Source organism: Marinifilum flexuosum, assembly GCF_003610555.1.
Lineage (GTDB): Bacteria > Bacteroidota > Bacteroidia > Bacteroidales > Marinifilaceae > Marinifilum > Marinifilum flexuosum.
In genome coordinates this window covers 287,360-302,521 of sequence record NZ_RAPQ01000011.1, presented here as the reverse complement: position 1 = coordinate 302,521, position 15,162 = coordinate 287,360, and the positions used below count along the sequence as shown (strand labels likewise).

At 37.0% G+C, this 15,162-nt stretch carries 10 protein-coding genes; 8 read left to right on the top strand and 2 right to left on the bottom strand.

The annotated features are described in order from the left end of the window. Positions 1-30: 30 nt before the first annotated feature. Entirely contained in the window at positions 31-3,273 is a 3,243-nt protein-coding gene (gene carB / locus BXY64_RS17475; RefSeq protein ID WP_245996692.1) for a carbamoyl-phosphate synthase (glutamine-hydrolyzing) large subunit, read from the top strand. A 447-nt stretch (positions 3,274-3,720) separates the two neighbouring features. Here the strand turns inward: carB and BXY64_RS17470 are convergent, their stop codons facing one another. After that, on the bottom strand, positions 3,721-4,419 hold the full coding sequence (locus BXY64_RS17470; RefSeq protein ID WP_120241267.1) for a DNA-binding domain-containing protein: 699 nt from the start codon (positions 4,417-4,419) through the stop codon (positions 3,721-3,723). A gap of 560 nt (positions 4,420-4,979) precedes the next feature. On the opposite strand from BXY64_RS17470, the gene BXY64_RS17465 reads away from it, so the two are divergent. The 3 genes from BXY64_RS17465 (at position 4,980) to BXY64_RS17455 (ending at position 9,796) form a co-directional block, all read left to right on the top strand. Beyond that, positions 4,980-7,928 carry a C25 family cysteine peptidase gene (locus tag BXY64_RS17465; RefSeq protein WP_120241266.1) on the top strand — a complete coding sequence of 983 codons (2,949 nt, stop codon included), beginning with the start codon at positions 4,980-4,982 and terminating at the stop codon, positions 7,926-7,928. A gap of 326 nt (positions 7,929-8,254) precedes the next feature. Then, positions 8,255-9,334, top strand: a complete 1,080-nt coding sequence (locus BXY64_RS17460; RefSeq protein ID WP_120241265.1) for an adenylate/guanylate cyclase domain-containing protein — start codon at positions 8,255-8,257, stop codon at positions 9,332-9,334. A gap of 57 nt (positions 9,335-9,391) precedes the next feature. Next, entirely contained in the window at positions 9,392-9,796 is a 405-nt protein-coding gene (locus BXY64_RS17455; protein WP_120241264.1) for an acyl-CoA thioesterase, read from the top strand. On the opposite strand, the gene BXY64_RS17450 is transcribed toward BXY64_RS17455, so the two are convergent. Next, the gene (locus BXY64_RS17450) at positions 9,793-10,419 is read right to left on the bottom strand and encodes a class I SAM-dependent methyltransferase (RefSeq protein ID WP_120241263.1); all 627 of its coding nucleotides are present in this window, start codon (positions 10,417-10,419) and stop codon (positions 9,793-9,795) included. The genes BXY64_RS17455 and BXY64_RS17450 overlap by 4 nt on opposite strands. Before the next feature lie 616 nt (positions 10,420-11,035). Here BXY64_RS17450 and BXY64_RS17445 point away from each other — a divergent pair. The 4 genes from BXY64_RS17445 (at position 11,036) to BXY64_RS17430 (ending at position 15,124) form a co-directional block, all read left to right on the top strand. Then, positions 11,036-12,262, top strand: a complete 1,227-nt coding sequence (locus BXY64_RS17445; protein WP_120241262.1) for an ABC transporter permease — start codon at positions 11,036-11,038, stop codon at positions 12,260-12,262. A gap of 51 nt (positions 12,263-12,313) precedes the next feature. Next, complete coding sequence (locus BXY64_RS17440; RefSeq protein WP_120241261.1) at positions 12,314-13,582, top strand: ABC transporter permease; 1,269 nt, start codon at positions 12,314-12,316, stop codon at positions 13,580-13,582. 220 nt (positions 13,583-13,802) lie between these two features. After that, positions 13,803-14,474, top strand: coding sequence for a TonB-dependent receptor plug domain-containing protein (locus BXY64_RS17435; RefSeq protein ID WP_170150695.1), 672 nt, complete (start codon positions 13,803-13,805; stop codon positions 14,472-14,474). 62 nt (positions 14,475-14,536) lie between these two features. Then, entirely contained in the window at positions 14,537-15,124 is a 588-nt protein-coding gene (locus BXY64_RS17430) for a TonB-dependent receptor plug domain-containing protein (protein WP_120241259.1), read from the top strand. The last annotated feature ends 38 nt before the right edge of the window (positions 15,125-15,162 follow it).

Sequence of the window (15,162 nt, the reverse complement as noted above, 5' to 3'; positions counted from 1 at the left end):
GCTTTAGCTAGTGGATAAAAGATGACAGAAATGATTAAAGATAAAATAAAGAAAGTACTCGTATTAGGTTCAGGAGCCCTGAAAATTGGTGAAGCTGGTGAATTTGACTATTCCGGATCGCAGGCATTAAAAGCCATGAAAGAGGAAGGTATTTACACCGTATTGATTAACCCGAATATCGCAACCGTACAAACTTCCAAGGGAGTTGCCGATCAAATTTATTTTTTGCCGGTTACTCCCTTTTTTGTGGAACAAGTAATCTTAAAGGAAAAACCTGATGGTATTCTTTTAGCTTTTGGAGGACAAACTGCGCTGAACTGCGGGGTAGAACTTTTCGAATCAGGAATTCTTGAAAAGTACAACCTAAAGGTATTGGGTACACCAATCGAAGCCATTATCAAAACCGAGGACAGAGAGATTTTTGCCAACGAATTGCGCAAAATCGATGTAAAAACGCCTCAATCTTATGCTGTAGAATCGGTGCAAGGGGCATTGGATGCAGCAGAGAAATTAGGTTTCCCGATTATTGTGCGTGCAGCCTTTACCTTGGGAGGACAAGGTTCAGGTTTCTGTTCCAATATGGATGAGCTGAAAAAGCTTGCTGAGAACGCTTTATCCTACTCTAGCCAGATTTTGGTTGAAGAGTCGCTGAAAGGCTGGAAAGAGGTAGAATATGAGGTGGTACGTGATGCTTACGACAACTGTATTACGGTTTGTAATATGGAAAACTTCGATCCACTGGGAATCCATACCGGGGAAAGTATTGTAATTGCACCATCTCAAACACTTACCAACTCGGAGTATCACAAGTTAAGAGCTTTGGCCATTAAGATTATCCGTCACATGGGCGTTGTGGGAGAGTGTAACGTACAGTATGCACTGGATCCTGAATCAGAAGATTACCGTGTGATCGAGGTGAATGCACGTCTGTCGAGATCATCGGCACTGGCATCGAAAGCAACGGGTTATCCATTGGCATTTGTAGCTGCCAAGCTTGGTTTAGGCTATGCACTACATGAGCTAAAGAATGCGGTAACACAAACCACAACTGCATGTTTCGAGCCAGCGCTTGACTATGTAGTTTGTAAGATTCCTCGTTGGGATTTGAACAAATTCGAAGGTGTGACCAAAGAGATCGGATCGAGTATGAAGTCGGTTGGTGAGGTAATGGCCATTGGTCGTAACTTCGAGGAAGCCATACAGAAAGGTTTGCGTATGATTGGACAGGGAATGCACGGATTTGTTGGGAATGTACACTCCAAGTTCGAAGATGTAGAGAAGGAGCTTACGCATCCAACCGATATGCGTATTTTCTCCATTGCACAGGCATTCGAACAGGGCTACAGCATCGATCAGGTACACGACCTAACCAAGATCGACAAATGGTTCCTAAGCAAGTTAGAGCACATCACTAAGATTAAGTGGGATCTGCAAAAGCATAGTAACTTACAGACTTTACCTGATGAATTGCTTAAAGCAGCTAAAGTATATGGATTCTCGGATTTCCAGTTGGCAAGATTCGTTCTGAAGCCGGAAAATACCAATATGGAAGCCGAATTGTTGGCAGTAAGAAAGCATCGTAAAGAGAAGGGAATTGTTCCGGTTGTGAAGCAAATTGATACCCTTGCAGCGGAGTATCCTGCACAAACCAACTACATTTATTTGACTTATAGTGGCGATGAAAATGACATCGACTATGTATCCGATAACAAATCAGTTATTGTGTTGGGATCGGGAGCATATCGTATTGGTTCATCGGTAGAGTTCGACTGGTGTAGTGTAAATGCCCTGAATGCAGTAAACAAAGAAGGTTTACGTTCGGTAATGATCAATTACAATCCGGAAACGGTAAGTACCGATTACGATGTTTGCGACAGATTGTACTTTGACGAACTTTCCTTCGAAAGAGTGTTGGATATCATCGATTTGGAATCGCCAAGAGGAGTGATTGTATCGGTTGGTGGACAGATTCCACAGAACCTGGCAATGCGTCTTCATAATGCTGATGTGAATGTATTGGGTACTTCTCCTGAATCGATTGACAGAGCAGAGAATCGTCAGACTTTCTCGGCCATGTTGGATGAATTGGGAGTTGATCAGCCACGATGGAGCGAGTTGACCAGTATTGGAGCCATTCACGAGTTTATTGATGAAGTGGGATTCCCTGTATTAATTCGTCCGAGTTACGTGCTTTCAGGAGCTGCCATGAACGTGGTATCGAACCGCGAGGAGTTGGAACACTTCCTTGATTTGGCTGCACAGGTTTCTAAGCAGTATCCGGTAGTTGTGAGTGAGTTTATTCAGGAAGCCAAAGAGATTGAGTTCGACGGAGTTGCCAAGAATGGTGAAATTGTGATTGATGCCATTTCTGAACACGTTGAGTTTGCAGGGGTTCACTCTGGAGATGCAACCCTGGTGTTCCCACCACAGAAATTGTACTTCGAAACCATACGCAGAATCAGAAAGATTGCGCGTAAGATTGCAAAATCATTGAACATTACTGGACCATTCAACATGCAGTTGTTGGCAAAAGACAACGACATTAAGGTAATCGAGTGTAACCTTCGTGCCAGCCGTAGTTTCCCATTTGTATCGAAAGTAATGGACTATAATTTCGTAGAAACGGCAACTCAGGCCATGTTGGATGTACCGATTCCAAACAATCTTCCATCAATGTTTGAGCTGGAACATATTGGTGTAAAAGCATCACAATTCTCCTTCTCAAGACTGTCAAAAGCCGACCCTGTATTGGGTGTAGACATGTCTTCAACCGGTGAAGTTGGCTGTTTGGGCGCCGACTACTACGATGCAATATTAAAATCAATGATATCAGTTGGTTATCGCGTACCGAAGAAGGCGGTGTTGATTAGTAGTGGTCCTATTCGCTCGAAGATAGAGCTATTGAAGAGCTCGAAGATGCTGGAAGAGCGTGGCTATAAGTTATACGGAACAAGAGGTACTGCAAAGTTCCTTCAGGAAAATGGTGTAACGGTTGAAGCCGTAGCATGGCCAGATGAAAACGAGGAGCAAACAGCAGTAAGTTTGATTCGCGATCGTAAGGTTGATTTGGTTGTAAATATTCCAAAGAACTTAAGCAAGGATGAGCTGAACAACGATTACCAAATCAGACGTACTGCCATCGACTTAAACGTTCCATTGGTAACCAATGCACGTTTGGCATCTGCCTTCATCTATTCTATCTGCAAAAAGTCCGAAGCCGATCTTAAAATCGAAAGCTTTAGCGATTACGTAGAGCAAAAGCAGGATTGGTAGAAAAGATTCTTTGATGCTCTCACTCCAAGTGAGGGTATCAATGGCTACTTGCAATAAAAAAACTGAGAGCATCACTTTGAGTGATACCCTCAGAAAGTATATAAAATGCGAAACCTGTCAGGTATTATTCCTGACAGGTTTTTGTTTTTCTAACCTGACAGGTATAGCAATAATTAAAGCAATCTATCCGGAGAGTAGTGTCTCGTAGTAGACTAACGAAAGCTATATTCCCCAGCAACTTTATGCTATCTAATTATAAGGAAACCTACCGTATCAGATACTTCATGCCAATCGTATCAAGCCTTGCAACGTTACGTTTCATAGCCTTGATTCGCACAGTATCATAAGCTTGATCCTTTTCGTTTCATAGTCTTGATTCACACCGTATCATAGGCTTGATACGGTCCATTTCAAGTACTTAATACGATAACAAGTAGTAGACGAAGTTTATAAAATACTAATGGCTTTGTAGAAGCGACCATGCCTAATGCTTGTGTAACGAGGAGGCAGGCATCGTATTTCAAGCATGTAACTACCTTTTTCAATATCCAAAGGAATCTGGAACATTTGATAACTCTTGGTACTTTTAATGCTTAATTCCATTCGGTACTCCTTTTGACTTTCTTCATTCACCAGGAATATGCCTTGCTGCTGATCTTGTTTATCGTATTTGAGGCTTTTCCCTTTTAATTCAAGTATCGACCCAGCTTCAAATTGATAGTCTTCAGTAGGAGAGCTTAAACTTTTAACGGAGTGAATCTGTACAAAGGAATTTGGTGGATCCACTTTAAATAGTTCACTTTCTTCTGCAAGTCTTTTTAAAAATGTTCCTTCTGATACACGAAAATGTAGTTGATGTCTGTTCTTATCAAATTGATCATGTTGCCCATTGAAAGTGCCGGTTAAAGTAGGAGCAATGTTAATGATGGGAGTATTTATTGCAATTCCTTTCTTTAGAGCATCCTCAATTACTTCTTCAAATCGCTTCAGAACACTTTCAACCATATACTCAGGTATTTTATTTCCTCTTGCAGCACAGAGTGAAATAATCTCATTGACATCCAGTTTTTCCATTAAAACTGCTTTTCCAATGTACTTTTTTGCATCCTTATTAAAAGGGTTTTTCTGTAGGTAATAGGGAATCATACTGATATTATTTCATTTACATGAAGTTAAAGTTAAGATTTATTAATTGCATGATAAAAAATTAATCAATTAATATGTAAATATTATTCTCTGTTTTCATTCCAAGCTATACTTCACCGCCATTTTTCGTCGGTGAACAACAAAAAGAAAAATATTTACTTAACAGGCTAATGAATTGATTCTCATTTTATAGATGTGTTTTAAAGTGGTTTTTAAAGTAATTTTTATTCTAAATAAGAATATTCACCAGATAAGTGTAGTTGTATTGTAAGATGTATTACCACTTGTTATTAGTGCTTTATAGAGGTTTTAATTTTTTTTTACTTTATTTTATTATGCTACACATGTAGTGTTCGTAGGAGGTGTAGAGCTTTCAAATAATAAATATTTAAAATAAACTATAATTTTTCTTATTTCGAGGGTTACCTTTTTGCTTTATTCGGAATTAAGGGGTGTAATAAATGAATAAATCTATCGAAAGATAGGTGGTAACTTGACTCACTACCATTTTAATATTTATTTATTGATAATACATATTAACTAATTCTAAATTTTAATTTATGAAAAAGAATATTTACTTTTTTAGAGTATGGGTTATTGCCATAGGCATGCTCATTTCAGTAAGTGCTTCGGCTCAGAAGCGAGAACACATTAAGATTGATCCAAACACTCGTTACGACAAGAATGAGCTGGTTTTAAAATCGGCCGTTGGTAGTGATTACCTAATCGACTTTAAGCTAAACTCCTATGATTTGCTCTACATAGCTTCAGAGAATGCTTACAAGGTGGAAGCCAACAATATGGGAGACATTCTTGAGAAGGGAAACCCGGCTTTACCACGTTTTGCTCAGTCCATTATGATTCCATCGAGTGCGGATATGCAAGTGGAAGTTTTGTCCTCAGAATTTATCGAGATCAAGAATTTCAATGTGGTTCCTTCAAAAGGTGATCTTACTCGCGATATCGATCCAAAGTCTATTCCTTATGCCTATGGAGAGGCATATCAGCACGATGATTACTACCCAACTAATTTGGCTTCACTTAACGATCCTTACATCTTAAGAAGCGTTCGTGGTCAGGCATTGGTAGTGAACCCAATTGCATACAATCCGATTCAGAATATCTTAAGAATCTATACACATATGGAGCTGAAGGTGAGTGCAACCGGAAAAGCATCTACCAAGAACACTTTATCCGGAGCCAAATCTGCAGCACCTGATAAAGGATTCGATAAGGTATATGAATCTCATTTCTTGAACTATGCGCCATCGAATACCAAATACACGGCCTTGAACGATGAACCAGGTAACATGCTGATTATTTGTTACGACGACTATATGGACGAAATGGCTGATTTCGTTGCCTGGAAAAAGCAGAAAGGGATTCCTGTTGAGATGGTTGCATACAGCACCATTGGTAGTGCATCGGCTATTAAAACCTATGTAAGCAATTATTACAACACCAATGGTTTAACTTATTTGTTATTGGTTGGTGATGCACCACAGGTTCCTACATCATCTACAAGTGCAGGTGACTCAGATAATAACTATGGTTTTATTGTAGGGAACGATCATTACATCGACATTTTTGTGGGTCGTTTTTCGGCACAAACCGCTGCACAGGTTACCACTCAAGTAGAAAGAACCATACATTACGAACGTGATGTTAATTCTACCGATACATGGCTTGCATCGGGTGTAGGAATTGCATCCGACGAAGGGTATAACCCATCTGACGAAGAGCATATGAACGCCATTCAAACCAAACTGGAAGGTTATGGATATACCATTTCTCACTGTTACCAGGATGGTGGATCGGCTGCACAATTAACCAACTTGCTGAATGCCGGTAAAGGAATCATAAATTATGTTGGGCACGGATCCAATACCGGCTTCGCAAGTATGGTGTATACCAATACCAATGTGAACAACCTTACCAATGATAACAAACTGCCTTTTATTTTCGATGTGGCTTGTGTGAACGGGAACTTTAAGAACATGACTTGTTTTGCTGAAACTTGGTTGCGCGCTACTCACAATGGCAAACCTACAGGTGCAATGGCCATTTGTGCTTCTACCATTAATCAATCGTGGGTACCACCTATGATTGCACAGAATGAGATGAACGACATTCTAATTGAGAGCTATGCCAATAACATTAGAAGAACTTTTACTGGAATGGCACTTAACGGGATGTTTAAAATGGTAGATGTTTACGGATCGGGCGGAGAGAAGATGATTGATACCTGGACTGTATTTGGAGATCCTTCTTTACAAGTAAGAACCAAGACACCTACAGCTATGCAGGTGAATCATACTGCAACGGCTACGCCGGGTTCTAACAGCTTTAGTGTAAACAGTAATACCAACGATGCATGGGTTTCGATGACGCTTAATGGTGAGATTATTGGTACTGCTAAAATTAACAATGGATCAGCAAATGTGAGCATTAGTCCATTGCCATCGAGTGGAGTGATTAAGCTAACAGTTACAGCTTACAACAAGATTCCGTATGTTGCCGATATCAACATCACAGGAAGTGGCGCAGAAGAAGTGGTAGCCAATTTTACTGCAAATAAAACAAGTATTTCCACTGGAGAAAGCATCAACTTTACGGATTTATCATCCAATAATCCTACTTCATGGAATTGGTCTTTTACAGGTGGTACTCCAACGGTAAGTACCTCTCAAAACCCTACAGTAACCTATAATACTGAAGGAACTTACTCGGTGTCTTTAACGGCAGCCAATAGCGGTAGCACCGATACCAAAACCATTACCAATATGATTACGGTAAGCGCACCAGTTTCTCAAACTTACTGTGAAGCAACAACAAATGGCTGTAGTTCTTACGAGTACATTTCGAACGTTTCATTTGAAACGATCAATAACAATACAACTTGCAATGGGTATTCTGACAATACTTCTCAGGTAGCAAATGTTGAACAGGGACAGAGCTATGATATTACAGTAAGCATAGGTCGTCCTGATTCAAGAAACCAGGTAAGTGCATGGTTCGATTGGAATCGCGATGGAGAGTTTAGCGGAGCGGACGAAGAATATGTATTAAACTACAATTACGGAAGCAGTGTTGGAACAGCTACTGGTAGTATTCAGGTTCCTGCAACAGCCAGCATAGGTGCTACACGAATGAGAGTGCGCGTTACTTACAATGTAACACCTCAGGCTTGTGGAAATACTACCTATGGTGAAATAGAGGATTATGGCATTCAGGTAGGAAGTGGAAGCAGCTCTAGAGACAGAGCATTAGGTGAGAATACAAGCATTAAGCTGTATCCTAATCCTGCAACTGATTATTTTAAGTTGGAACAAAATGGAATTTCAGGAGAACTAAGTGTAAAGATTATCAACCTTGCAGGTACAGTTGTTAATACATTTATTTCAGATGGCTCAGATAAGTTTGATATCAGCAATTTAAGCAGTGGAATATACATTGTACAAATAAGCTCTGGAGAAGAAAGCTGGACTAAGAAGTTAGTGGTGAAATAATTAGATATGCTATTCGCCACGGGACTGTTGAAATCCCCTTAATCGCAGTCCCACACTTTACTAATTTGGTGCATGAGTCACACCAATTGGTCTGCCTAAGTTAAAATTAGGCGTAAGTTTAAGTAGTAGTGTAGAACCGGATTTTCGATGCAAATCGATCTTCCGGTTCTTTTTATATCAGTACACAATCTATTATGAGTCAACAAATCTTATTGTAATGATATTCTCAATAAACCGTAACTTTACTAATACCCTAAGTTCAATTAAAAATATAGCCACAGCTTGAATTGAACTCGGGTTAATACTTTCACTTTGAGCCTGATTTAATGAACCGTACCGATAGAAATAAAGTATTGTTTCTGATATCATTTTGGATATTGGCAGCAGTATTTATTATTATTTACGAGTGGTCGGTATTACGATTTGAAGGAGTCCCTTTCGATTTGCCTATCGTGTTAAGTATAGGTTTATTAATTACTTTTTTAAGTGCAGGGCTAATAGCCTTTCTCGAAATTAGATACTTGTCAAGAATGTTTCGTAAAAAGAGTTTTCTTTATGCTCTTTTGGTAAAATCCTCATTCTACTTGTTCAATATCATCATATTTAATTCTCTTGTTATAATGCTTGTTTCTGCCTTTAAACAGGAAGGATTTAAGCTCGATCGCCAGGTATGGATACATTATACCGACTATGTTATTTCATGGAGAATGTTCACAGGAATATTATTTTGGGCTGGATGTGTATTTCTTGCTTTGTTTGTGCTTGGTGTTGCTGAGAAATTTGGACAAGGAGTATTGGTGAATTTTCTGTTGGGCAAGTATCATCGTCCGCGCGAAGAATCAAGGTTATTTTTAATCATGGATCTTAATTCGTCAACCACTTATGCCGAGAAGTTAGGCCATATTAAGTACAGTGAGATGATTCAGGATTGTTTTTATGACTTAACTAAGATAATATCCAATACAGAAGCGCAAATCTATCAGTATGTAGGCGATGAAGTTGTACTAACCTGGAAACAAAATGCAGATATCAAATACAAAGATTGTTTGAATGTTTTTTTTCGATATCAAACCATGATGAAAACAAAGAGTGCCTATTATACCAAAAGATATGGGATGATACCTAAGTTTAAAGCTGGATCGGAATTGGGAATGGTTACAGTTGCAGAGGTAGGAGAGATCAAGAAAGAGTTGGCATATCACGGTAATCCACTTAATACAGCTTCTCGCTTGTGTAAAAGATGCAATGAGTTTGATAGTAGTATTTTGGTTTCTGAAAATGTAATGAATGAGCTGAAGAAACAAAATGGTTTTAGCAATTATAAGCCGACAGCTCAACTCAGGTTAAAAGGAAAAATGAGGCCGCTTATTGTATATTCCATTAACGATTACATTCAAAATTCATAAAACCTTTAAATTCCTCAAATCATTTGTATAGTTTTATGCTTTCAAAACAAATATCAAATGAGCAAATACATCTATACATTACCACTTAAAGTACGCGATTACGAGTGCGATATTCAAGGAGTAGTAAACAACTCGGTTTACCAAAACTATTTAGAGCATGCTCGTCATGAGTTTTTAGAATCGATTGGAAGTAATTTTAAGAAATTGCACGAAGAAGGAGTTGATGCAATGGTGTCACGCATAGAGATTGACTACAAAACCTCTTTAACCAGTGGTGATGAGTTTGAAGTGCGTTTAAATATTGAAAGAGAAGGTTTAAAATTGGTATTCAACGAGGATATTTACCGAACTTCAGATAATAAACTTTGCGCCAAAGGAAAAGTATTTGTCATTTGCCTTGTAAATGGCAGATTGAGTAAAGGAGAGGTCTTCGATGAACTGTTTGGAGAATATCTTGTTTAAAATTTAACTTTCTGCATCAGGCAAAATACTGCCTGGTGTGGAATAGGCTTTCCTTCCAATTCTATTTCCTTAATCTCCAATATTCTAAAATACTTACTCATTAAATCCTGAACTTCTTTTACGGATGAGAAATAGAGTTCGGTTCCAATTGGAGTCTTTCTATACTTGCCTTTTCCTCCAAAGTTTTGATCCTTTTCGCTAAAACTGATAGAAAGGTAATATGATTTTTCGGACAAAAGCTTACAAACATTCTGCACATACCTTTCCCTATATTCGGGATAAATATGATGTAGGACTTCAAATTCGTAGGCTAGTTTTATTGGGGGCAATGCAATATTGGTTGGTTTACACAAATCAAGCCCATAGAAATCTCCCTTTAACTTCTTGGTTTCAAACAATTGCTTAGCATACTTGATAGCTGTATGAGAAATATCAATTCCTGATATTTTGTATCCTTTTTGTGCAAAATAGGCTGCATAATGTCCCAATCCACATCCTAAATCGAGTAAATGCGAAGATAATGGAGCTAAGCTCATGGTATTGATTAAAATATCAGGAGGAGTCTCACGTTTCCATGGTATTTTATCAAAAGGTATTCCTTTATAAATGTCTTTCCTATTCATACTTATCTAAGGAAGAAAAAAACAGAAGAATTATCAAGTTAAGGCAACAAAAAAGGATCGAACTCCTCCGATCCTTTCCTAACACTAAGTGTTAACCTTAATCTCAATCTATGATAAAACTACTCTACTCTTTTTTCTTATTGAATACATTTCAAAGGTAAGGCAATACGCGGTTAAGAGCTGCAAAGGAAAGTTAAAAAAGATTAAATGTAATAGAATAAAAAATGGCTGAATTCTTCAGCCATTTTTATCTAACCATTAACCAACTAACTAAAAACTCAGTTTATGAAAATCCCCTAATTTTCAATTGGTCTACTGGCTTGATATCCTGACAATAACAAGCAGTAATACCTATGTGAGCTTTAATTCGCCGCAAAAGTAGAAAGTATTTGTGAAATAGCAAGCCTTCAGTGTAGAAAATGTGCATTTTTAAACATTATTTAACACTTGAGATGATGATCTTTTTTCATTTTTACATTGACATCTATTTCTAGTTTCTCTATATTGCAGGTAGAAAGCCTTCCAATTATTTTATTACCACCAAAATATTAGGATATCACAAATTGTGGCACTGAATTTTTTCATTGCTAATTGTGTAACTCTAATACTTTAATTGATGATTGATCTTGACAAATGGCAGGAGATTTTTGAAACCATCCGAAAAAATAAACTTCGAACCATCCTTACAGGCTTTAGTGTTTCCTGGGGAATATTTATGCTGATTATCCTTTTGGGATCTGGTAATGGACTACAAAATGGGGTTTTAGATCAGTTCAAACGCGATGCTATGAATAGTCTTTGGATCTATAGCGGTAGAACCAGCATGGCTTTTGATGGCATGCAACCTGGCAGAAGAATACAGTTTACTAATGAGGATTATACTCGCACTAAAGATTCTGGACTTGATGTAGATAAAATTAGTTCTCGCTATTCCATTTATAGAAATAACGTGATTTCATACAAATCAGAGTACGTTTCCTATGAAATTATTGCAGTACATCCCGACACTGAAGTTTTAGAGAACACAACATCACTTAAAGGAAGATTCTTAAATGATGTTGATATAAATCAATTTAGAAAAGTGGTTGCAATAAGCACCATTTTAGAAGATGCGCTTTTTAAAAAAGAAGAACCTGTTGGAAAATACATTAAAATCAATGGTATTCCATTTCAGGTTATAGGAGTCTTTACCGATCATTCAGATAGAGATTTACAAAGAGTTTATGTCCCAGTATCAACTGCTCAAAGAGTGTTTAATGGAGCCAATCGAATTTCCAATATGTCTTTTACAACCAATACTAATGATATTGAGGCATTACAACAAATGGAGAATCATTTAAGAAAGAGTTTTGCTGCCCGTCACAAGTTTGATCCAAAAGACAGAAGAGCCATGTGGATTAATAACAACATGGAAGGTTATCAGCGCACTATGGCATTGTTTTCAGGCATTAGAATTTTTGTTTGGATCATTGGAGCATTTACCATTATTGCAGGAATTGTAGGTGTTAGTAATATCATGATTATTGTTGTGCGTGAAAGAACCCGTGAAATTGGGATTCGAAAAGCACTTGGTGCAACTCCTAAATCTATTGTAGCATTAATTTTACTAGAATCTGTTTTAATTACTTCTGTGGCAGGATATATGGGTTTGGTTATGGGAGTGTTGTTATTAGAGCTTCTGGCCCCACATACCCAAATAGAATTTTTTATGAATCCATCAGTAGACTTGAGTGTTGGCTTACAGGCAACGGCTGTACTGGTTATTGCTGGTTTATTGGCAGGATTTTTCCCAGCCTGGAAGGCAGCAAATGTAAAGCCAATAGAAGCTTTGGCTGACGAATAAAAGTAAAACTCATTTCAATAAAATAAACTTTAAACCGCTAAATGAATTATCATGTTTGACAGAGATCGATGGACCGAAATATATATGGCACTTAAGAGTAACAAATTAAGAACATTCCTAACTGCTTTTGGTGTTTTCTGGGGGATTTTCATGTTAATCATCATGCTAGGTTCTGGGAGAGGTCTAGAGAATGGTGTTTACCATGGCATGGGAGATTTTGCAACAAACTCAGTATTTATATGGGCGCAGCCAACGAGTAAACCATATAAAGGATACAAACAAGGGAGACGATATAATTTCACCAATCAGGACACAAAAGCCATTTTGGATAACATTCACGAAATTGAGATTTTAGCACCCCGTATTCAGGCTTGGGGTGGTGGAGATGGTGAGAATAATGTAATCAGAGGATTAAAAACGGGTGCATTTAGTATTCTAGGAGATGTTCCAGAGGTTAATGATATTGATCCTGTGACGATTACTGCAGGTAGATTTATCAACAAGATGGACATTAGAGACAAGAGAAAGACTGCAGTAATTGGTAGGCGAGTAATTGAAGTTCTATTTGAAGAAGACGAGGAGCCTTTAGGAAAGTATATTAAAATTAATGGAGTTTATTTTCAAATAGTAGGAACCTTTAAATCCATGCATAATCAAGGGTGGGGTGACTGGCAAAATCAATGTGTTATTATTCCATTTACAACATTGCAAAAGACATATAATTACGGCAATCGAGTGGGGCATTACTCTATTACTTCAAAAAAAGAATACTCTGCAAGTTTGGTTGAAGAAAAGGTGAAGAATTTGTTAAGAAGACGTCATGCAATTCATCCTAATGATCAAAGAGCATTTGGAAGTAACAATGTAGAGAAAGAGTTTATTCAAATTAACAATCTATTTATAGGTATAGCTGGCTTAATATGGATTGTTGGAACAGGCACACTCCTTGCAGGAATCATCGGAGTTAGTAATATCATGCTATTCATCGTGAAAAAGCGAACCAAAGAAATTGGAATACAACGAGCTTTGGGAGCTTCTCCGTCAGTAATCATTAGTTCAATACTTACAGAATCTGTAGTGTTAACAGCCATAGCAGGTTGGATTGGTCTTGTTTTTGGCGTGTTTTTATTGGAGATCATTACAAAAGCGATCCAAAATGGTGGAGGAGATCAAAGCATGTTCTCCAATCCAGAGGTTGACTTTAATATTGCAATAATTGCTTTGGTAATTTTAATCATTTCAGGCTTGGTTGCCGGGATAATTCCAGCTAAAAAAGCAATGGCGGTTCGTCCAATTGAAGCAATTAGAGATGATGGATGATTTTTTAATTTCATTACTATCTTATTTTGGCTGATAATTTGCATTAAGAGTGGATGAAATTTTATGAGGAAGGTAAGGCCTTGCTAATAAAAACCAGGTCGGCCATTGATTATAATACTGTTCATAAAGATTTCAAAATTGGATGAATATCAGTAAAGTGAATGGTTTGAATTTTATGTTATTTTTGTTAATTTGGAAGAATCATAAAATATTAATTATCATGAAAACTTTCACAAGCACAATAATTCTACTATTGCTAATATTTTCTCATTTAAATTGCTTTAGCCAAGAAATTGTAATTAAAGGAAAACTTACAACCTATAAAGCAATACCTGTAGTAAACGCTAATGTAATTATTCAAAGTAGTAAAAAGACTGTTAAAACTGATGAGACGGGAGCATTTACATGTGTTTGCCAAATGAAGGATAAAATTACATTTTCAGCAATAGGTTTTATTAAGAAAACATATAAAATTAAAAAGAACGAGAGTGAAAATATTATCATTGATTTGAAGCTTTCTTCTAAAACAGGTTCAGGAGAGAAGGCAATTAAAGCTGTTCATATACTAGAGTTGGATAAGTTTAGAGAGTTTGTAAATCAAGGTCCTAATTATAAAGATTACTCAAAATATAGCACTCTAATGGAAGCTCTTAACAATGAATTTCCTTTATTAAAAATTACATCAAATAAGATAATAATAAGAGGTCCCTCTTCAATTCAACTATCTAGTAGTGCTGGAATCGAAGTGGATGGAGTACTAGTGGACTTAGGTATGCTGAAGTCTCTAAATCCTAATACTATAGCTAGTATAGAAGTGGTAAAAGGTAGTGAAGCTGCAAGGTATGGTGCTCGGGGTACAAATGGGATGATTGTGATCAAAACAAAAAAATAATTTTCTTACTCACATTATCACAATTCATTTTTGTTTTTACCAAAGCCCAGACATCACTAGTAATGGGTAAAGTTGTAGTATTTGATTCTATACCAGTTGTCAATGCTAATGTAAGGGTAAAAAGTACCAAGGAAACCATTAAAACGAATTATTTAGGTGAGTTTAAGTGTGAGTGTAATGAAAAAGATAAATTAATAGTTACAGCCAAAGGTTTTAATAAATACACGATTAAAGTCAAAAAGAAGAGTAATAAATTAATAGGTAATTTAAAGTTGGCTAAAATTCCTAACGCAGCAGAAATTGCAATTGATAAAGGACATATTCTAATAGTTGATTCATTTAAAGAATTGGCAAAGAAGTATTCTAGTCAAAAGAATTACTCAAAATATACTTCTTTTATAGATATCATTAGAAATGAATTCCCTTCATTGCAAATTTCAAATGGAGAAATAATTATAAGAGGAAAGTCGTCATTTTATGGATCAAGTGCGGCAAACATTGAGATTGATGGAGTTATGACAGATTATGCAGTATTGTCTAATTTATCACCAACCAATATTGCTAAAATTGTAATTGTCAAAGGAAGTGATGCTGCAATCTATGGAGTTAGAGGTGGAAATGGAGTAGTAAGGGTAATTACCAAGAAGTAATTTCCAGAAAATAATATAAGAGGGTGTCAAATTTTAAC